Raw genomic sequence first — 22,876 nt, forward strand, 5'->3', positions numbered from 1 at the left:
GGGTTATGGTTAATGACAAGGTATTATCAATAATTTTAGGAGGCGGTCAAGGGTCTCGATTATATCCTCTTACCGCAAGCAGATCGAAACCGGCTGTACCAATTGCTGGTAAATATAGATTAGTAGATATTCCTATTTCAAATTGTATTAACTCAAACATAAAACGTATGTACGTGTTAACACAATTTAATTCGGCCTCATTAAACAGGCATATAAAAAACACCTATCACTTTAGTTTTTTTAGCTCTGCTTTTGTAGATGTACTTGCGGCCGAGCAAACTCCAAAGAATAAAACTTGGTTTCAAGGTACGGCTGATGCCGTTCGGCAAAGTATGCATCACTTCTTACGTCATGATTTTGAATATGCCTTAATTCTATCTGGTGATCAACTCTATCAAATGGATTTCAAAGAGATGATCGATAAACATGTTGAAAGCAATGCCGAAATTTCTATTGCGACCTTACCTGTAAATGCCAAAGAAGCAACTTCTTTTGGTATATTAAAAACTGACACCAACAATACGATAACCTCTTTTATTGAAAAGCCCGAAGCAAAATTATTACCCAATTGGACTTCTGAAGTAAGTGAAGAAATGAAAAAAGAAGAACGATTTTATCTTGCTTCTATGGGTATATATATCTTCAACAAAGATCTACTGGTAAAATTGATGGAAAATCCTGATACCATAGATTTTGGTAAAGAGATTATTCCTCAATCTATTGATAAACATAAAGTATTAAGTTATCAATACGAAGGTTATTGGACCGATATTGGGAATATAGATTCTTTCTTTGAAGCCAATTTAGGATTAACAGACGATATTCCTAAATTCGATCTTTATGAGCGCTCAACTCGAGTTTACACGAGAGCTAGAATGCTTCCAACATCAAAAATATCAGGAACCTCTTTAGAGAAAACCGTTATTGCCGAAGGTTGTATTATAAATGCTGCTAAGATTGAGAAATCAGTTATTGGTATTCGATCAAGAATAGGCAATGAGTCAACCGTTATTAACACATATATGATGGGTTGTGACTCTTATGAATCTTTAGAAGAAATTGAAAACAACAATATTGAAATTTTAATGGGTATAGGTGAACGTTGTTATATTAAAAATGCCATTATTGATAAAAATTGCCGTATTGGAGATGATGTAAAAATAAATGGAGGTAAGCATTTAGAAGATATTGAAACAGATACCTACTTTATTAAAGAAGGAATTGTAGTAATAAAAAAAGATGCTGTGATTCCTCCCGGTTATACCATTTAACCAATACCTATGACTAATGTACTTTCTTATAGTCTGTTTACAGATTTTGATATTAACCTTTTTAAAGCAGGTAAACACCATCGTTTATACGAAAAGTTTGGTTCGCATAGCATAACATTAAATAGTGTAGAAGGTACCTACTTCGCAGTATGGGCACCAAGTGCAAAAGCAGTATCGGTAATAGGCGACTTTAATCACTGGAACGAAGATCAACATGCGTTAAACGTTCGTTGGGATGGTAGTGGTATTTGGGAAGGTTTTATTCCGAATATTGGCAAAGGCAATATTTATAAATATAAAATACAGAGTCATCACAACGATATAAAAACAGAGAAGGCTGATCCGTTTGCTCGCCGGTGTGAACATCCTCCAAAAACGGCATCCATAATTTGGGATGACGAGAATTATAAATGGGAAGATGCAAAATGGATGAGGAGCCGTAAGAAAAATAACGCGATAGATGCTCCTTTTTCGGTATATGAAGTGCATCTAGGATCTTGGAAAAAACATGTTGAAGAACACCGTTCATTATCATATTATGAATTAGCCGATGAATTGGTTAATTATGTGAAAGAGATGAACTTCACGCATGTAGAATTAATGCCTATTATGGAGTATCCGTATGATCCTAGTTGGGGATATCAATTAACGGGTTATTTCGCTCCAACTTCACGTTTTGGGTATCCGGAAGAATTTAAACTTCTTGTAGATAAATTTCATCAAAATAATATTGGGGTTATTCTAGATTGGGTGCCTTCGCATTTTCCTGAAGATGCACATGGTTTAGGTTTTTTTGATGGTTCAAATTTATATGAACATCCCGATAAAAGAAAAGGATATCATCCTGATTGGAAAAGTCTGATATTTAACTATGGTAGAAATGAAGTAAAATCCTTCTTAATCAGTAATGCCATATTCTGGTTAGATAAATATCATATAGACGGATTGCGTGTAGATGCCGTGGCATCCATGTTATACTTAGATTATTCTAGAGAAGATGGACAATGGGAACCAAATCGGTTCGGAGGGCGTGAAAACCTCGATGCTATCACATTCTTAAAAGAAATGAATGAAGCAGTTTATGCCAGTTTTCCAGATATTCAAACGATTGCCGAAGAATCTACATCATTCCCCATGGTATCAAAACCTACATTTATAGGCGGGCTTGGTTTCGGCATGAAGTGGATGATGGGCTGGATGCATGACACATTGCAATACTTCACCAAAGAACCTATTCACCGAAAGCATCATCAAAATGATCTCACATTTAGCATGACTTATGCATTTACAGAGAACTTTATGCTACCCTTAAGTCATGATGAGGTAGTTTATGGTAAACGATCTATTTTAGGGCGAATGCCTGGTGATGAATGGCAACGCTTTGCAAATTTGAGGTTATTGTATAGTTATATGTTTACACATCCTGGAGCTAAATTATTATTTCAAGGGGCTGAATTTGGACAAAGTAAAGAATGGGATTTTCAGCAAAGTTTAGACTGGCACTTATTACAATATAAAGTTCATAAAGGCATACAATCATTGATTAAAGATTTAAATCTATTATATAAAAAAGAACCTGCTCTTTATGAAAAACAATTTTTAGCCGAAGGATTCGAATGGATAGATTATAATGATGCTGAAAATTCTATATTAACTTATATACGTAAAGGAAATGATCAAAAAGATGATATTATAATAGCCTGCAATATGACTCCCGAACCACGTAAACATTATAGAATTGGGCTTCCATATAAAGGGAAATTAAAAGAAATTTTCAACAGTGATCTTAAAAAATATGCCGGCAGCGGTAAGTATAAAAATAAATCCCTTATTAGCAAGTCTGAAAATTGGCATTTTAGAGAAAACTTAATCGAAATTACCATTCCACCATTAGGTATGGTAGCATTTAAGTACCTCAAATGATTTTCATTTTTATAACAATTTTGAAATATTTGTAAAGTATTAAAAATTACATCGTTTTCGTTGAAATTAGCCTGTTTTAGCCTATTAAATCTCTTTACTTTTCCTTTCTTTACATGATTTTTACAAAGAAGTAGTTACTTATGATTACAAACACTGAATTAGAACATAAAGGAAATCTGTTTCCATCACAAATTGTAGACTTTAAAAAAGATGTAGATACACTTTATTTTTATACAGATAACGATGTAGTGCTGCAATTAACCGTAGTTAGAGATAGTGTATTACGTTTTAGATATTCTACCACAGGTACTTTTAAAAATGATTTTTCTTATGCAATAACGAAATATGCCAGTAAAGGTTATAATCGCTTAGAAATTGAAGAAAAAAAAGATCATTATGAAATTAGTACTTCTAAACTCATTTGTAATATTGATAAAAAGAATCTCAAAGTAAAAATCTATGACGCTATTGATAATGTACTTCTAAACGAAGATGAATTTGGCTTTCATTGGGAAGAAAGTTATGAGTTTGGTGGTAATATTGTAAAAATGAGCAAGGCCATTAAAGATCGTGAAAGCTATTATGGTCTTGGAGATAAGCCAGATCATCTAAATTTAAAAGGGAAACGTTTTCAAAATTGGGTAACTGATTCGTATGCCTATGGTCGCGACACAGACCCTATTTATAAGGCAATTCCGTTCTATACCGGTTTACATCATAATAAAGCATATGGTATTTTCTTCGACAATACATTTAGAAGTTATTTTGATTTTGGGAATGAAAGAAGGAATGTAACTAGCTTTTGGGCACAAGGTGGTGAAATGAATTATTATTTTTTCTACGGACCCAAAATGCAAGATGTTGTTGAAAGTTATACGGATCTTACCGGAAAACCTCATCAATTACCGCCACTTTGGGCATTAGGTTATCATCAATGTAAATGGAGTTATTATCCAGAAAGTGAGGTAAGGGAAATTACCTCAACTTTTAGAAAGTTAAAAATTCCTTGTGACGCTATCTATCTTGATATTGATTATATGGATGGCTTTAGATGTTTTACCTGGAATAATGAGCACTTTCCGGACCCTAAGAAAATGGTGAAAGAACTATCAGATGAAGGTTTTAAAACTGTTGTGATTATTGATCCAGGGATAAAAGTAGATAAGAACTATAGTGTATTTTCAGAGGCTCTAGAAAAAGATTATTTCTGTAAACGTGCAGATGGTCCTTACATGAAAGGAAAAGTATGGCCCGGCGAATGTTATTTCCCCGATTTCACAAGAGAAGAAGTACGTGAATGGTGGAGCGGATTATTTAAGGAGCTTATTGAAGATATAGGTGTGAAAGGTGTTTGGAATGATATGAATGAGCCAGCAGTTATGGAAGTTCCAAATAAAACATTCCCAAGTGACGTTCGTCACGATTATGATGGAAATCCATGTAGTCATAGAAAGGCACATAATATTTATGGTATGCAAATGGCTCGAGCCACTTATCATGGTTTAAAGAAGTTTGCATATCCTAAACGTCCGTTTGTAATTACCAGAGCCGCATATTCTGGTACACAACGCTATACTTCTTCTTGGACTGGAGATAATATTGCTACCTGGGAACATTTATGGATTGCAAATGTGCAAGCCCAACGCATGGCAATGTCTGGTTTTTCATTTGTTGGTAGTGACATTGGTGGTTTTGCTGAACAACCACAAGGTGAATTATTTACAAGGTGGATACAATTAGGTATTTTCCATCCATTCTGCAGAGTACATTCGTCTGGTGATCATGGCGACCAAGAGCCATGGGCTTTCGATGATGATGTGACAGATATCGTTAGAAAATTTGTAGAAATACGCTATCAGTTACTACCATATTTATATACTGCTTTTTGGAACTTGATAGATCATGGCACTCCGATACTGAAATCATTAGTTATGTATGATCAAGAAGATCATCAAACACATTATAGAACCGATGAATTTATCTATGGCAATCACATTCTAGTTTGCCCAGTACAAGAACCTAATGCAAAGGGGCGAAGAATGTATATTCCAAGAGGCAAATGGTATAACTGGTGGAATGATGAGGTTTTTGAGGGTGGAAAAGAAAAGTGGGTTGATGCCGAAATAGATAGTATGCCTATTTTTATAAAAGAGGGAGCTATTATTCCTAAATATCCTGTTCAGCAATATGTAGGAGAGCGAAAAATTGAAGAGGTAACACTCGATATTTATTATAAAGAAGGTAAAGAGCAGTCTCAACTTTTTGATGATGCGCATGACGGTTATGATTATACCAAAGGTCGTTATAGTCTCAGAACCTTTAAACTAACGGGAAGAAAAACAGAATTGATTCTTCAACAACACAAAGAAGGTAAGTTCATAACCGAATATGAAAATTTCAAGCTATGCATTCATGGTTTACCTTTCGATATCAAAGAAATAGAATTAGACAATGAAATTATTCCATTAAAACATGTGAAAAAAAATGGCACACATTCAATGGTGGTTGATAAGAATTTTACTGAAATTCATATTATAGGAAAATAGTGGTACTAGTTCTTAGTTGCTACTAATTCTTCACCCATATATACAAATTCGTCTCCGTCTTCTATTTTGATTCCGTTTAGCGAAGCTGGAATAATTTCAAGACTTCCTGTTTTAGTTTTTATAAACAATGGTATTGAAAGTTCATTCTTATTTGTAATCTTTAGTAATTCATCAAAGTGAGCTCGGGAATTAATTTTAGTTTCATGAATCTGAGGAAACTCTCGAACAACATCGGTAAGTTTTATAAAATCATCTGTCTGAGAAAACAACCCCTCTTTTGGATTACTCTCTGGGTCATTCATTTCGGCTGACGTTATTAAACGAAAACTTCCATTCTCTCCAAATTGATCTCTGAATTTATTTATTGCATAAGTGTTTATTTCTGCATTTCCGGTAAGAGCCAATAAAAACCCAATATCATTGAGCTCTATATTATTCGAAAGATCTTCTGAATAGATATCTTCTTTGGAAGCTTCTAAACCTATCTCTTTAGCCTTTTGAATATTGCTTCCATTACTATCAACCAAAACAACATGTCTATCATTATCTTTTAAATATTTGGCGATTAAACGAGACAATTGACTCGCTCCTATTATCAAAATACCATCAGATTTAGATAAAAATACTCCTAAAACTTTAGCAATAAGTCGTGCGGTCGTAGCATTTAATAAGACCGTTCCTAAAACAATCATAAATACCAACGGCGTTATATACTCGGCTCCGGCAATTCCTTGTTTCATTAACTTTGAACCAAATAATGAAGCGATACCGGCAGCAACGATCCCTCGAGGACCCACCCAACTAATAAATACTTTTTCACTCACTTTAAGCTTGGATTGTCCGGTACTTAAAAAAACAGCCAACGGTCTTATAATAAATACAACTGTGGCAAAAAGCAATGCTGTTTTCCAACTATAAAGCAACATCATGTCAGACATGTTAATATTAGCCGCTAAGAGAATAAATAATATTGATATTAGTAATACACTCAAAGATTCTTTAAAGTATAATATTTCGCTTAAATTTTGAAGTTTACTATTCCCCAAGACCATTCCCATCACCACAACAGCCAAAAGACCTGATTCATGTGCGAATATATCGGACATTACAAAAACAAGTAGTACGGTAGATAAAGACACCACATTTAAGAGATAATGAGGTATCATGTTCTTATTAATTACAAATTTTAGTGCGTGTGCAAAAGTGAATCCAAACGTAGTTCCGAACAGAAGTATTTTCCCAAATTCTATAAATGCTGTTTTTGTATACCCACTACCACCGCCAACACTAATAAACTCAAAAACAAGTACAGCCACTAAAGCCCCAATTGGGTCAATAAGAATTCCCTCCCATTTCAATACTGCGGAAACATCCTTTTTTAGTGGTATATTTCTTAATATAGGTGTTATTACAGTAGGTCCGGTAACGATAATTAATGCAGAGAATAAAAACGATATTTCCCAATTTAAATCAAAGAAATAATGTGCAGCAACAGCTCCTCCAAAGAAGGTAACAACAGAACCTAGTGTAATTAATTTAGTAATTGCCGGGCCAACATTCTTTATCTCATCTTTACGGAGCGTAAGACCTCCTTCAAAAAGGATAATACTAATTGCCAATGAGACAAAATAATACAAACCGTCTCCAGGGAATAATCCCTTCTTACCATTCCAAACGGGTTCAATCCATTTAGAACCATCTTCAGAAAGGTATTCAGCGGCTATAGGCCCAACCAGCAATCCTATTAATATTAATGGTAAAATAGCAGGAATTTTGAACCGCCATGCTACCCATTGTGCTAAGATTCCTAGAATAATTATGCCAGCTAATTCTATCATTGCCTCAAATTTATGCGAAAAATAAGAATTTAAAGCTAAACTTATTGCATTAGAAAACTTTTAATGAAAATTAAAATGACAAATAGACTTAAAGATATCTAGATATTGAACACTAAAGGCCTTGAAGAACCTCATTAGAAAGTTCTGTAGCAATAATATGGTTTGTTAATATCTTATCTACAATAGCTTGTATTTGATTAGGAAACTTTAACTGAACAGTTTTATCTGACTGCACCCATTGTTCTATAGCTATCACATTTTTTTTACTTAATTTTTCTATTATTGGCACTCCTAGTTGACGCAAACTTTCTGCATTATATGCTTGTTCATATTGACCTTTCATAGGTATTACCATTAATTTCTTTTTTAAGAACAATGCTTCTGCAGGAGTTTCAAACCCCGCACCACATAAAATTCCTTTTGACCATGCCATACTACGCTCAAAAGATTCATTTGATTTGATGGGTTTTATAAATACATTTTTTCGCTGATATGGTTTCTTGCAATTTTTTGAAAAAACTTTCCATTTTACCCCTTTTATTTTTGACAGTACTTTAATAATCTTATCGTCACTGTATGCCGGTAAGTAAACGGTATAATATTTTTTATTCTTCACCTTTTGCTTTCGAATGGCATGTCTTATTACGGCAGAATAGATTCGCTTTCCATATGCTTTGAAATGAAATCCATATTTTTCTACAGAAGGTGCATAATTTCTTAAAATAAAACTTCCAATCCTACTTTTTTTGGTGGGTTTAGGCACTCTTTCATCTAGTAAAATTGCTTGATGGCTTAACGATACACAAACTATGTTTTTAAAATAGCACGCCCAGGCAGAAATAGGTTCAAAATCATTTATAACAAGATCATACTCGTTCACCTTGCATTTTCTAATCTCCCTAATGATTCGAAAAATATTATTTTTCTTAAGTGTCTTTAAGTAATTAATTCCTCCATTTTTTCCAAAAACAAAGCTCACACCTTTAAATTTATACTTTACTTCAAACGGAAGTTTTAGTTGTGATTCTGTACCACTTACAAGTACATCAACCTGTGCCCTATTCATCAGGGCAGGAATCACCTCTCCAGCTCTACTCAAATGCCCATTGCCTGTGCCCTGAATTGCATATAAAATCTTCATCTTTTAGCTTCGTTGTATGTTAAAATCGGCTAATAGTTCGTTGAAAATTTCTTTGTTAGATTTTTCAGTGATATCATCTTCAATTACTTGCACGTCTTTAAAATTCATAAAATGTGCTTCATCATACTGATAAATACTCCATTTTTTGCGATGATATTCTAAAGCTGTTAAGTTTTCGACCCAATCACCAGAATTTAAATATAAAACTTTACCATTTTTACTTTTATAAGTTTTAATCTTTGGTTGATGAATGTGACCACACACCACATAATCATACTCATTTTCAATAGCAATATCGGCTACGGTTTGCTCAAAATTATTAATGTATTTTACAGCGCTCTTTACGCTGTCTTTAATCTTTTTCGATAGTGATATTTTCCCTTTTCCTAAAAATTTGCTTAAGCTGTTAACAACCCCATTTAGTAAAATAAGCATATCATAACCTATGGCTCCGAGTTTAGTGATCCATTTAGAATGTTGCATGGTAACGTCAAAAACATCACCGTGAAAAAACCATGCCTTTTGACCATCTAATTCTAACACGACTTTATTTTGTATAGAAAAAGAATTGATTTTAAAATTTACGAAACGACGTAACATTTCATCGTGATTACCTGTGATGTAATATACCTCGACACCATTGGTGATCCAGCCAATAATATGCTTGATTACCTTCATGTGTGATTTGGGCCAATAATGCTTTTTAAACTGCCAGATATCAATAATATCTCCATTAAGAATTACCCTCTTAGGCTGTATACTCTTTAAATAATTAAGTAATTCGTTAGCTTGGCAGCCATACGTTCCAAGATGGATATCTGAAATAACAACGAGTTCTACCTTTCTTTTTTTGATGCTTTTTTTAGGCATTGAAAAAATTAGATTATTTCTAATAGCACGCAAGGTAGTACTCTAAGTTAAACCCTTTGTTTAGTTAGTATTACCTGTAGATTAAATAAAAAAGAAAGACATCACTTAGCTGTTACCAAATGATGTCTTTACTGTTAAGAAATGGTTAGTCTATTTAATTTTAAGATTTTTTATTCTCTATAATACTATTCATAACTAATGCCAAGCCGCCAAACAAGAAGATCATAGAAAAATAGCCCACCTCTTCTTGTAGTGTGGTAAATTCATCTATTAAAGCTCCTACCAAAATACCTAACGCCACACCAATTAATAACATCCCAAACTTTAGGGTCATATTAGCGTAATTTCTTTTAGCAGTGAAAATTGATGGATCAACTCCTTTTTCTATCATTGACATTCGCTCTTTGTTTCTTGCGGTAATGTAGATGTAGATAATTCCAAAAATTGAACCGAATAAACTTATAGGGATTAATATTTCTTCTGCGTGCATAATACTGATTTTTTAATTATTACTTGCTTACAGTACCTATGACGTAGTTAATTTAAAAGTGGTTACACATAGGCTTTTATAAATTATAAATAATGCTTAAAATCACATACCTGGGCTGAACAATATAAGCCGATGTGCTATTAAAAATATTTTCAACAGTATTATCGGTGTTTAATGATTTAGTATCTAAAATATTTGTAACACTTATTGCATACTCCCAGCTACTATCTTTCTTTTGATAGCTTAAATGCGCATCCCAGAAACTATAGTTATTGATAGCTCTTTCTTCTGTTCGATAATTATTGTATGTATATTTTGTATTGAAGATAAAATCTTTAAAAATAAATGCATCAAAATTTACATACGGACTGTGCGTAAAGAACTTGCTCTTAACCGAGCCCTGATTGTAATCATTAACCATGAAATTGTAGCCAATATCAAAATTAGGAGCGTGTCTAAAATTAGAGCTCACCTTTACTCTGTATGATTGAGTAAACGATTTAGATTCTCTATTCTCTGTTAATTGGGTTTGAGGTGATGTAAACAAATTATTATTTTTAGAGTAAGAGACATTTCCACCCAAATTAACCTTTACTTTTCTAAAACTTTTCTGAAAATCAGCATTCGCTGAGATACTTTCATCAGGAAAAAATGAGTTGATTGATGTTGTTAGTTGATCTACACCAAATTGTTCAGTATTAGATTTAATCCCATCAATTCGTTTATTATAATTTATGGAAGCAAATACATTGGTATAATTAAACATACTAAAGCTTGAATAGTTTAAATTAACATTATGCGATAAGGAGTTTTCTAACACTCTATTGCCAGAATATAATTGATTATAATTATTGAACACAAACCCCTCTGCTAATTGATTAATATCTGTAAAACCAACTTGCATATTATAAGCTAGACGTAAGGTTTCAGATTTTTTAAGATTGACCTTAATAAATGCATCTGGCAAAAGTTTCGTGAACCTATTTGTAAAAGTATCTTCAAGCTGCATATTTCTTGCGAGATAACTATGTACTGTTACTCCTTGAGTAAAAGTAAAAATACCTGTCACAAATTTATAATGTAAGCCTGCATAAAAATCTTTGAAGTTGTACTCAACATCATTTAACGTAGACAACGATAAATTTTCATTTCTTGAACCGTTATCTAAGATTTGATAAATATTTGAATTAAATTTCTGATTGCTTAATGTTGTACCCAGCGTTACATTTAAATTGCTTTTAGAATTTATAACATAGTAATAATCTAAATTCGCATCTATTTTATTTGTTTTTACCCTATTATTTTGAGAAACATTAAACAGGCTCTGATTTCCATCCAGCCCTAGAGTATTTGAAAAAGACAACTGCCCTAACTGTGCATTATAAAAAGGATCCTCATCTTGCCAAAGGTGCTGTGCTTTTAACGCAAAGATATGTCTATCGCTTAATGTATAGTAATAATTTAAGTTCTGATTGATTGAAAAAGGAGATTGTGACTCGCTTTCTAAAATTGTTTCAAGTTCTGATGAGAAAAAATTCTGATCTTGACTAAGTTTAGAGACCTTACCGAAAATATCATAATCTAAATGATTATTTATATTGGGTATATACCTTGAGCTTAATTTAATAAGGCCCAGATCATTCTTTTGTTTCGTTAAACTATTTGTTAATTCTGTGATTTCTGCATTTATATAGTTACGTTCACTGGTTTGTTCAATATCGGTTTTCATACCAGAATAAATTGCAAACCCGCTTATATCCCATGTTTTTCTAGGTGAATAGCTAAAATTTAATGCTCCAAATTTAGCATCAATGTTCTTGGCTCTATTATTACGCATAACCAAGAAACCAAGGTCATCGGTCACATTCATTGAAGTACCTCCATTGCCCAGGTTTCCAAAGCCTCCGGTAAACTTAAAATAGTCGCGCCAAGTAAAAGGAACTTCTCCAACATCGTTAATATTCGACATTATATTTAGGCTATATTTCGGACTGTAATAAAATAATTTAGGATTTATAATATGTCTTGATTCATCCATTCCTATACCTCCGCCAACTTTAACATCTCCAAACCAAAAGTTTTTCTTTCCTTCTTTTAATTTAATATTAAGTGCAATATTATCTTCATTGTCGGTAACATTTCGTAGTTGATTAACTTCATTAAAGTTCTTTAATACTTCAACCTTATCGATAGCATTGGCAGGAATATTTTTTGTTGCTAACTTAGAATCTCCATCGAAAAAGTCTTTTCCCTCTACCATTACTTTATCTACTGTTTTGCCTTCAACCTTGATTTCTCCTTCATCATTAATTTCTACACCAGGTAATTTTTGTAATATATCGCCTAATTTTTTCTCTCGTCCACTTTTAAAAGAATCTGCATCATATATTATTGTATCTCCTTTTATAGTAACTGGCATTTTATACGTTAGATTTACCTCTTCTAATGTATTGTCTTCAATTAAGCTTATATCTTTAACAAAGTTAGACTCCTTTGTTTCCAAGCTAATTTCGGTAGTTTTCATGCCTATATAGCTTACCTTTATTTTATAAGGCGAATTCTCTAATAGATTCAATTTATACCTCCCTTGTGAATCGGTAAAGCCATATGAATCTATTTTTTTTGTTAACTGATTTATAGCAATTATATTAGCCATTTCTAATACATTCCCTACACTATCTTTAACCGTGCCAGTTATTGTAATTTGGGCATAAGTACTCCAGGTGGCCATCAGAACGACCACGTATATTAGTCTTTTCATTAAATTTTATTTATTCTTTAAGCGCGTTTTTACTTAAATGAAAACAATAGGATTAAAATGATGTAAATTAGTATGTGAATCATTACTGAATGATTTATCCTTGAATTTCTATTCTCATGGAGTTACCATCTCTGGTTTTTCTTCTATTTCTAAAACGCTCCATCATTTCTCTGCTATGATCGTCCATAATTTTATCAAACTTCTCTTGTGATATCGATTTACCTTTTGTTGGTTCTTCTACATTAATTTTTTCGGAAGGATTTAAAATAATTTCGGTGCATACAATGGTTTCTCTACCTTCTTGAATTTCTAAGATTAATCCTGGTAAGCCCCAAAATTCTCTTGGCCCATTGCTAACTGGAATATCTGGTGTATACCAAGCCGTGGTTATAACCGTTACTTTTTCCCTATTTTCTTTTTCTTCACCATTCTCTACACTTAGTGAAATTCTGTCTTCCTCTCTTGATCTAGTAGCCTTATAACAAGTATAATTGCCAATATTTTTAGTTTCACCAGACATTTCCCAGCCAAAATCTTCAAGATTATCTTGGATTAAAAAGCGCTTACCGCTTATCTCTGTTTTATTGGTATATCTTTTTTCAGCTATGTTTTTATAAAACACATCTGTACCTCCGCCTCCAACTTCCATAATCCTAATTTCGGCTCCACCAACCTGAGCTTTGGGAGTTTCTAACTGTTCATTCTGCTTAAATATAGACTCTGACTTTGTAAAGCTCAATGTATACGTTCGTTGAAATTGCTTTTGCAATTGTTTCATTAATTGTTTTTGAACGTCAGCACTAGGTGCATTTGATGAACTATCTAATTGTATGTCTACTTTTCTATGCGTTTTATAAGTAGCCTTGCCTTGAAAGTTTTGCGCATTGATCAACAAAGAGCTGATTAAAATTAAAAATGTGATGCTATTTTTCATATGTGTAAAGTTTATTTTCTGATACAAATATGTACTATGAAAAATACATTCTTGGTTAACGAGTGTTAACGAGTGTTAAGTGGTGCGTTTTATAGTCTATAACTATTTATATTTGAACCGTGAACACTAAAAAATATAATTGGATTTTCTATTTAATAACGGCAACAATTATTACAACAATTGCCGTGCAATTATATTGGAATTACAAAAACTATCAACTCAATAAACAACGTGTTTTAAACGAAATCCAAATAAGTTTAGACAATGCGATAGAAGCCTATTATACAGATCTCTCTAAGAAGAATTTTTTTGCTATTGTCGAATCTGAAAATATTCAGAATAATGAAATTAATAAAAGTAGAATTATAAATTCGGTTCTTAATCGTTCTGAAAAAGACACGATGGATTTAGAATTTTCAACGATTGAAATAAGTACTGACTCGAAACGTGAACTTGAAGAGTTCGATTCTATCTTTATGGATTCATTATTTACAGGAGTAGAAAAAAGATTACATAAAAATATTAAAGATACCTCATTACAAAAGTTTCCCAGAATTAAGAGATTTACCCAATTTTCTAAGAATGGTAGAAAAGGCTTGCATTTTGATTCAACAAATACTGTTAGTGAAGTTCAAGTTTTTCGAGGAAAAAGAGCGACGGATAGTTTAAAATTAATTAAAGGGCTTCAAACCATCTTTGTAGCTATTCAAAATGATTCTTTAAATCATCACAAAATAGATTCTATTTTAAAAAAAGAACTTAAAACTAAAAGAATTTCCACATCTTATTATTTTGACCATATCAAATCTGATACGCTATTTCATTCTACTAGAATTAATCAACAACCTAAGTTTAATCTGTCAAGCCATGCAAAATCTACCTATTTAAGACCGAACGAAAAATTTACACTTCACTATAAAAACCCCTCTTACGAAGCATTTAAAAGAAGTCTAACCGGAATTTTATTGTCACTTTTATTGGCCATAGCTGTTATATCAAGTCTATTTTATCTTTTAAAAATTATTAATCAACAAAAAGAGTTAGCCGAAATTAAAAATGACCTAATTAGTAATATCACTCATGAATTCAAAACTCCTATTGCCACTGTGTCTACGGCGGTTGAAGCCCTAGAAAATTTTAATGCTGTTAACGATAAAGAGAAAACAAGAAAGTATCTTAGTATTTCTTCAGTTCAATTGAAAAAATTACATGGCATGGTAGAAAAATTACTAGAAACTGCCACTCTAGATAGTGAGAAATTATTACTAAAAAGAGAACTTGAAGACCTCGTTGTCTTAACCCAAAAAATAGTTCAGAGACATCAACTAATCGCAACGGAAAAGAAACTACAATTTTCGTCAAATGTATCTTCTTTAAATGTAGAAGTTGATTCATTTCATTTTGAAAATGCGATTTCTAATCTTATTGATAATGCCATTAAATATGGAGGGCAAACTATTCAAATTACCATAACTTCAATTTTAAATACGATAGAAATTACCGTAGCTGATAATGGTGAAGGTGTCGACAAACAGCAACGCGAAAAGATATTTGATAAATTTTACCGCATCCCTAAAGGGAATACACATGACGTTAAAGGTTTTGGAATTGGATTATATTATACCAAAAAAATTGTTGAAAAACATGGAGGCACTATTAGTTTGAGTTCTAATTCAAAAAATACCGCTTTTAAAATTTCTTTAGCAAATGAGTGATTTGATAAAAATTATTTTAGCTGAAGATGAACCAAGTTTAGGGCAAATAGTAAAAGAGAGTCTTGAAACACGAAACTTTGAAGTTGTTTTAACGAAAGATGGCGAAGAGGCTTATAAAGCTTATAAAAAACAGATACCTGATATCTTGGTTTTAGATGTAATGATGCCAAAGAAAGATGGCTTTACGCTTGCAAAAGAAATAAGAGAAGAAAATTCAATTATTCCGATTATATTTCTTACTGCTAAATCACAAACTAAAGATGTGGTTGAAGGCTTTAATCATGGAGGGAATGATTATCTAAAAAAACCTTTTTCTATTGAAGAGCTTATTGTGAGAATTAATTCATTATTAAATAGAATTACGTTAAAGCAAAACATCTCAAAAATTGCTATAGGTGATTATCTCTTTGATTATAAAAAGCAAACTTTGATTTACAAAAAAAATGCTGAGCTTTTAACTCATAGAGAGTCGGAATTGTTATTACATCTCACACAAAAAAAGAATGAGGTTTTAGATAGAACTTTTATATTAAAAAAACTTTGGGGTAATGACGATTTTTTTAATGCACGTAGTATGGATGTTTTTATAACCAAACTTCGAAGAAAATTAAAAAAGGATGATTCGGTTCAGATTATTAATGTAAGAGGATATGGTTACAAACTTATCTGTTAATTAATAATTTAGTATTTTGCCCTTTGTGAGATTTTTAGTACTTATTTTCTTGGTTATTTCTTTTAATAAATCATTTTGCCAGAAAGACCTTACGGCTCAATTTTTAGATTCTGTTTCATTAAATGCCGATGAGTTTTTTGGAGTAGATGATTTTGAGAATTATTATTATACAAAAGGAAATACATTATATAAAAAAACTTCGCAGCAAACGTATTCATATACCAATACGCAACTAGGAATTATAAGCTCGATTGATATTATCAATCCGTTAAAGATTTTAGTATTTTATCGAGATTTTAATACCATTATTTTTTTAGATAATCGTTTAAATGAACTTTCAGATCGCATCAATTTAAATGATGAATCCTATGGTAAAAATGCAGCTTTTGTTACTGTATCATCTAATAATAATCTTTGGTTGTATAGCTTAGACGACAACATTATTACTCTTTGGGATTATGAAACGAAGCAAACGGTATTTGACTCTCAACCATTACAATTTTATCAAACTAATTTTGAAGCGAAAAGGCAAATTAGCAGCTACGAATATTGTTGGCTACTATCAGATTCATCTGTTATTCAATTTAACGAATATGGAAGCTTTATTAAGGCAATGTCGTCTAGCGATGTTTCGGCAATACAACCTTTTAATGATGATTTAGTTTTTATTAAAAACGGTAAATTGTACTTTCAAAAAAATGATAGTGATCTAAAAATTAGTGGTGTTAAAAGTAAACACTTATCAACAAATTATTTTGTTAATAAAAATAGAATCTATTTTTACCGCTCCGACAAGCTTTATAGGTATGACATTTTAAAAAATTAGTACCTTTAGCATCTTTAAATAATCAAACAAAAAACTAAATAATGCACGTTGCTATTGCAGGAAACATTGGCGCCGGAAAAACCACCCTTACCAAACTTTTAGCGAAACACTATAGATGGAGCCCTCATTATGAGTCTGTAGAAGAAAATCCGTATCTCGATGATTTTTATGGTGAAATGGAACGCTGGTCATTTAACTTACAGATTTATTTTTTGAATAGTAGATTCCGTCAAATTTTAGAAATTCGTGAAAGTGGTAAAAATATTATTCAAGATCGTACCATTTATGAAGATGCGCATATCTTCGCTCCGAATCTACATGCTATGGGTTTAATGACCAATCGTGATTTTAGCAACTATTCTTCATTATTTGAGTTAATGGAAAAATTGGTTGCACCGCCAGACCTACTTATCTATTTACGAGCTAATATTCAAACGTTAGTAGGGCAAATACATAAACGCGGAAGAGAATATGAAAACACCATTAGTATTGATTATTTAAGTCGCCTGAATGAGCGTTATGAAGCATGGATTTCCACCTACACTAAAGGTAAACTTTTAATTATAGATGTAGATAATCTCGATTTCGTTGATAAGCCAGAAGACTTAGGTTTTATTATTGATAAAATTGATGCTCAAATTCATGGTTTGTTTTAAATGAGAATAGTAGTTTTCATACTATTTTTTCTCTCTACTTTAAACTTTACTATTGCACAAACTAGTGTTTTAGACACCCTAGTTGCTTCGGCCAAAGATTCTATTATTACTAGAGTTGAACTTGCACCAAAGAAAAAACCCGTTTATAATTCTACGGCTTACGAATTACAAAAATTTAAAGCTTTTAAATCAAAAATTTCTGAAGAAAAAAATCAAAAGAAATACTTAGACGAAATACATTCTTTCACTAAAGATTCTTTACAAATACTAGCCGTAAAGCTCATAAGTATTAAAGAGTTAGAAGAAAAAAATCTATTAGAAAAAGATCTTTTTCTAAATTTCTCTTTTTATAAAGATTTATTAGAGCAGTTAAAAGTGAGTGATATAAATCCCACCGAGTATTTGTTTTTGGAAAATAAAATAGCTTTGCACTCATTAGACGAAACCGAAAAAAAATACGCAAATAGTAAATTGATCATTCTTATTCTTACTATCCTTACGTGTATCTTATTATATTTTTATATTCTAACTATTAGAAGAAGACACAAGACTATTAAGGAAGTATCGTTAAGCAGACAAGAAACCACTATTAAAAGCCTTATTCTGGATGGCAAAAGCAATAAAGAAATAGCTAGCGAACTCTTTATTAGTTTAAATACAGTAAAATCTCATATTACTAATATTTATCAAAAGCTTCATGTTTCTAATAGAAATGAATTAGCACTTAAATTTAAAAAATAGTACAGGTACTAGTACCTAATTACTACCTTAAAATCTAGCTTTTATCCTTCACCTTAATGTTCTTTGCTTCATAATCCATAAATTATGAAACACACATTTTCCTTAGTAACATTCTTGTTCTTTTATTTAATGCTATTCCCCCTATCTGCCCAACAAGATAATTTTATCAAAGATTATTTAGAACGCTGGGAGAACTCCAAAAAATATTTAATTCTTGTTGCAGAAGCTATGCCTGAAAATAAATACAATTTTAAGGCTACACCCGAATCAAAAACATTCGCCGAAAATTTAATGCATTTAGGATACGCAGTGGATTGGCATAGCCAAACTTTAATTGGTAATAGAAAGCCAAGAGACCATCGTATTGATACAACATTCCAAGTGGGTGCAAAATCAAAAAAAGAAATGATTACTCTTATTAATAAAACATTTGATGAAGCAGCAAACGTTATTAGAGCGTTTAACACATCACAATTTGACATACAACTAGATTACCTTGGATTACAAAGAACGAAGCGGCAAATTTTTTTACTGCTAGCAGATCACGTTACTCATCATAGAGCTCAAATGCTTGTATATATGAGATTAAACGGGCTTGTTCCTCCAAGGTATATTAAGTTTCAATAGGGTATAAATAAACTTTGCTTTCAAGAAAAGTAGCGCTCGTATTTGTAATCTACTAAAATACTTCTCGTCTTAAAGTTGTAAATTAGAACGTCTTATCTAATCAAACAATTTTATGGCAACTACCAAAATTGAAATTGCTAAAATTTCAGACCTTAAAGAAAAACAACCAGCATACGCACTCGTTAAAAACACCGATTTAGTAATTATTAAACATGAAAAAGGCATTTCTATCTTATATGGTCGCTGTCATCATAGAGGAGCATTATTAGCCGATGGTCATATAGATGGTAATAATTTAATCTGTGGTGTTCATGGTTGGGATTATCGTTACGACACCGGTATTAGCGAATATAATAACGATGAACAGCTTCATAAATTTAAAGAATATATTGAAGGAGATTCATTATTAATTGATACAACTGAGGTCATTGCTTTTGAAAAAGAGCACCCTCAACCCTTCAATAGAAATGAATACTTAGGTACTTATGCCGATACACATCCTGAAGATACCGAACCCTATACCGGATATATAAAAGAACTAGCCAAGAATGGGCTAAAAAAATTAGGACATCATGGTTTTTCAGCGTCAATGGGAGTTAATAGAAATACTTTACCTAAATGGACAGACATACAGTTTTTACCAGCTCAATTAACCAATCGTCCGCTGTTAGATAATGAAAGTGTAGTTACCAAAGTAGTTATTGGACCCAAAGCTAAAAAACCATTAGAATTAGAGATACCCGTATTTGTTAGTGATATGAGTTTTGGTGCTTTATCCCGTGAGGCGAAGATTGCATTGTCAAAAGGTGCTGAATTGGCCGGGACTGGAATTTGCTCGGGTGAAGGCGGTATGCTTCCGGAAGAGCAACAAAATAATTCTAAATATTTTTATGAATTGGCCTCTGCTCAATTTGGGTTCACATGGGATAAATTAGATAACATTCAAGCATTTCATTTTAAAGGAGGGCAAGGTGCAAAAACGGGAACGGGAGGTCATTTACCAGGCAATAAGGTAAGTGCTGAGATTGCCAAAGTGCGAGGCTTGAACGAAGGAGAAGCTGCTATCTCACCAGCAACGTTTCCTAATTTTCATGGTGTTAACGATTTTAAAGAATTTGCTGCTAAAGTTAGAGAGCATACAGGCGGAATACCGGTAGGGTTTAAACTAGCAGCTAGCCATATCGAAAAAGATATACAATTTGCACTCGATGTTGGTGTTGATTATATTATTCTTGATGGCCGAGGTGGAGGAACCGGATCGGCTCCAACTGTTTTAAGAGATAATATAAACGTACCGACCATACCCGCTTTAGCAAGAGCGAGAACATATTTAGATAAAGTTGGAGCCAAGGATATTACACTAGTTATTACCGGAGGATTACGAATTGCAGAAGATTTTGCTAAAGCCATGATGCTCGGTGCTGATGCCATTGCTGTTTCTAATTCGGCCATTCAGGCAATTGGCTGTTTGGGAATGCGTGCTTGCGGAACCAATAACTGTCCGGTTGGTATTGCCACTCAAAAAGAATCTTTAAGAAGCAGATTAATTATTGATAGTTCTGCAAAACAGCTTCATAACTATTTCGATGCAACCAATAACCTTATTAAAGTAATTGCAAGAGCCTGTGGTTATGATGATATTTCAAAATTTAATAAAGAAGATCTTTCAACTTTTAGTAAAGACATACACCATTTAACAGGAATAACTTACGCAGGAATTAATCCATAATATCATGGTAGAAACAAAAATTATTTGGCATAAAGTACTTCACAATAAAAGTGAGTTGCCAGAGGGAAGAGTAAAAACAGTTACTGCAGCTCACAAAGGAATTTGCTTAACACATTACAAAGGAAAGTTCTCTGCTTTAGATAATCGATGTCCACATCAAGGAGGTCCTTTAGGTGAAGGTTCAATTGAAAATGGATTACTTCGCTGTCCGTGGCATGGTTGGGATTTCGATCCTTGTTCGGGAAAACCACCAGGAGGTTATGATGACGGTATTGATACATTCCCTGTGAAAGAAGATGGTGATGCTATATATGTAGGACTCGAAGAGGAGGCACCTCATCAGACCACAATATCAGATATCATGGCAGAAACTATGGTGAATTGGGGTGTTACAAAAGTATTTGGAATGGTTGGACATTCTAATCTTGGTTTCGCCGATGCTATGCGAAGACAAGAAGAAAAAGGAAATCTGAGCTTCTATGGTATTCGTCATGAAGGTACTGCGGCCTTTGCCGCTTCTGCATATGGTAAGCTAACCGGAAAACCCGCTGCCTGTTTTTCAATTGCGGGCCCTGGAGCAACTAATATGTATACAGGCATGTGGGATGCAAAAGTTGACCGCGCACCGTTATTAGCACTAACAGGTCAGGTAGCTACTCAGGTGGTTGGCACCGGTAACTTTCAAGAAGTAGATTTAGTTCAAGCCTTTAATTCAGTTGCAGAATTCAATCATAGAGTGCAGAGCGATAGTCGACATGCAGAGTTAATGTCATTAGCTATAAAACATTCACTTCTAAAAAGAGACGTATCACATTTAACCTTTCCGGATGAAGTTCAAGAGCGACCTGCTAAAGCCGGAGCTAAGCCCAAAGGTCCGAAAAATAGAATTACGACATTAGATATTGCGCCACCTCAGGCAGCGGTTGAGGACGCCATTGCCCTTATAAAAAAATCAAAAAGGCCTGTTATTATTATGGGGCATGGTGCTCGAAAGCATAAGAAATCTATTATTGATTTTGCAGAAAAATTGAATGCTTGCGTAGTAACTACTTTTAAAGGAAAAGGACTTATCGCCGATAACCATCCTCTTGGAGGTGGTGTTTTAGGAAGAAGCGGTACCCCGATTGCATCGTGGTTTATGAACGAAAGTGATCTCTTGATTGTTTTTGGTGCTTCTTTTTCTAACCATACCGGAATTACTCCTAAAAAACCAATTATACAAATAGATTTTGATCCTTTAGCTTTAAGTAAATTCCATCAGGTTGAAGTAGCTGTTTGGGGAGAAATATCACGAACGTTAGACATATTCTCTCAAGCTTTAGCGCAATTTAAACCTATTTATGACCAGCGAACGGAAATAGCAGATCGCTGGAAAATATGGAAAATAGAAAAAGCAAAGCGATTACTAGAAACCTCCGATAAAGGTATTAGCTCTATTGCCGTATTTGATACTATGAATAAACTCACTCCATACAATGCAGTAATGTGCGTAGATGTTGGAAATAATGCTTACTCTTTTGGTCGTTATTTTGAGCCTACAAATCAAGATTTTTTAATGTCGGGGTATTTAGGTTCCATTGGTTTTGCACTCCCGGCGGCTATTGGCGCATGGACCGCAGTTGGTAATTCTAGACCTGTTATTGCAGTAGCTGGTGATGGTGGGGTTTGTCAATACTTGGCAGAAATAACCACATTGGTAAAATACAATATGCCAATAAAACTTATAGTTCTAAATAATCATGAGCTAGGTAAAATATCTAAAGAACAACGTGCGGGTGAATTTGATGTATGGAAAACTTCATTGTCGAATCCAAATTTTGCAGAATTCGCAGAATCTTGTGGTGCTTGGGGAAAACGCGTAACCCTTCAAAATAAACTAGAAGCGGCTTTGAAAGCATTGTATGAACAACCAGGCCCCGGCGTTTTAGAAATTATAACAGATGCTAATCTAATTTAATATGAAAAGCCTTATCAATATTTTTCTAATGCTGCTAGCGGTTTACTTTTTGATTGGTTTTCTATTCGGAATTTATTTCTTATTCAAAGCGCCTACAGTAGATCCATATTTGGGAAACTCTAAAAAAAGAGTTCGTTTTTTACTTTTTCCAGGGATTATTGCTACATGGCCATTTTTT

17 protein-coding genes are annotated in these 22,876 nt (G+C 33.1%); 11 read left to right on the forward strand and 6 right to left on the reverse strand.

Annotated elements, in window-relative coordinates; all coding sequences use genetic code 11:
• The first annotated feature begins 5 nt into the window (after positions 1-5).
• The 3 genes from AC1EUU_RS10440 to AC1EUU_RS10450 all read left to right on the forward strand — a co-directional run bounded on the left by AC1EUU_RS10440 (position 6) and on the right by AC1EUU_RS10450 (position 5,740).
• Complete coding sequence (locus tag AC1EUU_RS10440; RefSeq protein WP_480201365.1) at positions 6-1,271, forward strand: glucose-1-phosphate adenylyltransferase; 1,266 nt, start codon at positions 6-8, stop codon at positions 1,269-1,271.
• A gap of 9 nt (positions 1,272-1,280) precedes the next feature.
• Positions 1,281-3,194 (forward strand): 1,4-alpha-glucan branching protein GlgB, encoded by a 1,914-nt coding sequence (glgB, locus tag AC1EUU_RS10445; protein WP_480201366.1) that lies wholly within the window; start codon positions 1,281-1,283, stop codon positions 3,192-3,194.
• Positions 3,195-3,334: 140 nt separating this feature from the next.
• Positions 3,335-5,740, forward strand: a complete 2,406-nt coding sequence (locus tag AC1EUU_RS10450; RefSeq protein ID WP_480201367.1) for a glycoside hydrolase family 31 protein — start codon at positions 3,335-3,337, stop codon at positions 5,738-5,740.
• Positions 5,741-5,745: 5 nt separating this feature from the next.
• Here AC1EUU_RS10450 and AC1EUU_RS10455 read toward each other — a convergent pair whose 3' ends face one another.
• The 6 genes from AC1EUU_RS10455 to AC1EUU_RS10480 form a co-directional block, all read right to left on the reverse strand.
• Complete coding sequence (locus AC1EUU_RS10455) at positions 5,746-7,578, reverse strand: cation:proton antiporter (protein WP_480201368.1); 1,833 nt, start codon at positions 7,576-7,578, stop codon at positions 5,746-5,748.
• A gap of 112 nt (positions 7,579-7,690) precedes the next feature.
• Positions 7,691-8,719: a glycosyltransferase family protein gene (locus AC1EUU_RS10460; protein ID WP_480201369.1), complete on the reverse strand. Its 1,029-nt coding sequence runs from the start codon at positions 8,717-8,719 to the stop codon at positions 7,691-7,693.
• A 3-nt stretch (positions 8,720-8,722) separates the two neighbouring features.
• Positions 8,723-9,589, reverse strand: coding sequence for a UDP-2,3-diacylglucosamine diphosphatase (locus AC1EUU_RS10465; RefSeq protein ID WP_480201370.1), 867 nt, complete (start codon positions 9,587-9,589; stop codon positions 8,723-8,725).
• Positions 9,590-9,749: 160 nt separating this feature from the next.
• Positions 9,750-10,079: a DUF6249 domain-containing protein gene (locus AC1EUU_RS10470; RefSeq protein ID WP_480201371.1), complete on the reverse strand. Its 330-nt coding sequence runs from the start codon at positions 10,077-10,079 to the stop codon at positions 9,750-9,752.
• 76 nt (positions 10,080-10,155) lie between these two features.
• Complete coding sequence (locus tag AC1EUU_RS10475; protein WP_480201372.1) at positions 10,156-12,840, reverse strand: carboxypeptidase regulatory-like domain-containing protein; 2,685 nt, start codon at positions 12,838-12,840, stop codon at positions 10,156-10,158.
• Between the two features lie 94 nt (positions 12,841-12,934).
• Complete coding sequence (locus AC1EUU_RS10480; RefSeq protein WP_480201373.1) at positions 12,935-13,774, reverse strand: GLPGLI family protein; 840 nt, start codon at positions 13,772-13,774, stop codon at positions 12,935-12,937.
• A gap of 119 nt (positions 13,775-13,893) precedes the next feature.
• On the opposite strand from AC1EUU_RS10480, the gene AC1EUU_RS10485 reads away from it, so the two are divergent.
• From AC1EUU_RS10485 to AC1EUU_RS10520, 8 genes are all read left to right on the forward strand, one after another.
• Positions 13,894-15,489 (forward strand): sensor histidine kinase, encoded by a 1,596-nt coding sequence (locus AC1EUU_RS10485; RefSeq protein ID WP_480201374.1) that lies wholly within the window; start codon positions 13,894-13,896, stop codon positions 15,487-15,489.
• The gene (locus AC1EUU_RS10490; RefSeq protein WP_480201375.1) at positions 15,482-16,162 is read left to right on the forward strand and encodes a response regulator transcription factor; all 681 of its coding nucleotides are present in this window, start codon (positions 15,482-15,484) and stop codon (positions 16,160-16,162) included. Before AC1EUU_RS10485 ends, AC1EUU_RS10490 begins: the two co-directional genes overlap by 8 nt.
• A 25-nt stretch (positions 16,163-16,187) precedes the next feature.
• Positions 16,188-16,988 carry a hypothetical protein gene (locus AC1EUU_RS10495; RefSeq protein WP_480201376.1) on the forward strand — a complete coding sequence of 267 codons (801 nt, stop codon included), beginning with the start codon at positions 16,188-16,190 and terminating at the stop codon, positions 16,986-16,988.
• 41 nt (positions 16,989-17,029) lie between these two features.
• Positions 17,030-17,644, forward strand: coding sequence for a deoxynucleoside kinase (locus AC1EUU_RS10500; protein WP_480201377.1), 615 nt, complete (start codon positions 17,030-17,032; stop codon positions 17,642-17,644).
• Positions 17,645-18,385, forward strand: a complete 741-nt coding sequence (locus tag AC1EUU_RS10505) for a response regulator transcription factor (protein WP_480201378.1) — start codon at positions 17,645-17,647, stop codon at positions 18,383-18,385.
• 84 nt (positions 18,386-18,469) lie between these two features.
• Positions 18,470-19,012 (forward strand): DinB family protein, encoded by a 543-nt coding sequence (locus AC1EUU_RS10510; protein WP_480201379.1) that lies wholly within the window; start codon positions 18,470-18,472, stop codon positions 19,010-19,012.
• 112 nt (positions 19,013-19,124) lie between these two features.
• A complete protein-coding gene (locus tag AC1EUU_RS10515; protein WP_480201380.1) occupies positions 19,125-20,741 on the forward strand; it encodes a glutamate synthase-related protein in 1,617 nt (538 codons plus the stop codon).
• Between the two features lie 4 nt (positions 20,742-20,745).
• Positions 20,746-22,698, forward strand: coding sequence for a thiamine pyrophosphate-binding protein (locus AC1EUU_RS10520; RefSeq protein ID WP_480201381.1), 1,953 nt, complete (start codon positions 20,746-20,748; stop codon positions 22,696-22,698).
• Positions 22,699-22,876 lie beyond the last annotated feature (178 nt).

Source organism: Maritimimonas sp. 2205BS37-2 (genome assembly GCF_056591755.1).

Bases quoted from the DNA above. Each gene is read 5' to 3' on its own strand.
- AC1EUU_RS10450 (WP_480201367.1), top strand. From the start codon at position 3,335: ATGATTACAAACACTGAATTAGAACATAAAGGAAATCTGTTTCCATCA.
- AC1EUU_RS10470 (WP_480201371.1), bottom strand. From the start codon at position 10,079: ATGCACGCAGAAGAAATATTAATCCCTATAAGTTTATTCGGTTCAATT.
- AC1EUU_RS10490 (WP_480201375.1), top strand. From the start codon at position 15,482: ATGAGTGATTTGATAAAAATTATTTTAGCTGAAGATGAACCAAGTTTA.
- AC1EUU_RS10475 (WP_480201372.1), bottom strand. From the start codon at position 12,840: ATGAAAAGACTAATATACGTGGTCGTTCTGATGGCCACCTGGAGTACT.
- AC1EUU_RS10515 (WP_480201380.1), top strand. From the start codon at position 19,125: ATGGCAACTACCAAAATTGAAATTGCTAAAATTTCAGACCTTAAAGAA.
- AC1EUU_RS10520 (WP_480201381.1), top strand. From the start codon at position 20,746: ATGGTAGAAACAAAAATTATTTGGCATAAAGTACTTCACAATAAAAGT.
- AC1EUU_RS10465 (WP_480201370.1), bottom strand. From the start codon at position 9,589: ATGCCTAAAAAAAGCATCAAAAAAAGAAAGGTAGAACTCGTTGTTATT.
- AC1EUU_RS10505 (WP_480201378.1), top strand. From the start codon at position 17,645: ATGAGAATAGTAGTTTTCATACTATTTTTTCTCTCTACTTTAAACTTT.
- AC1EUU_RS10500 (WP_480201377.1), top strand. From the start codon at position 17,030: ATGCACGTTGCTATTGCAGGAAACATTGGCGCCGGAAAAACCACCCTT.
- AC1EUU_RS10460 (WP_480201369.1), bottom strand. From the start codon at position 8,719: ATGAAGATTTTATATGCAATTCAGGGCACAGGCAATGGGCATTTGAGT.
- AC1EUU_RS10440 (WP_480201365.1), top strand. From the start codon at position 6: ATGGTTAATGACAAGGTATTATCAATAATTTTAGGAGGCGGTCAAGGG.
- glgB (WP_480201366.1), top strand. From the start codon at position 1,281: ATGACTAATGTACTTTCTTATAGTCTGTTTACAGATTTTGATATTAAC.
- AC1EUU_RS10480 (WP_480201373.1), bottom strand. From the start codon at position 13,774: ATGAAAAATAGCATCACATTTTTAATTTTAATCAGCTCTTTGTTGATC.
- AC1EUU_RS10510 (WP_480201379.1), top strand. From the start codon at position 18,470: ATGAAACACACATTTTCCTTAGTAACATTCTTGTTCTTTTATTTAATG.
- AC1EUU_RS10455 (WP_480201368.1), bottom strand. From the start codon at position 7,578: ATGATAGAATTAGCTGGCATAATTATTCTAGGAATCTTAGCACAATGG.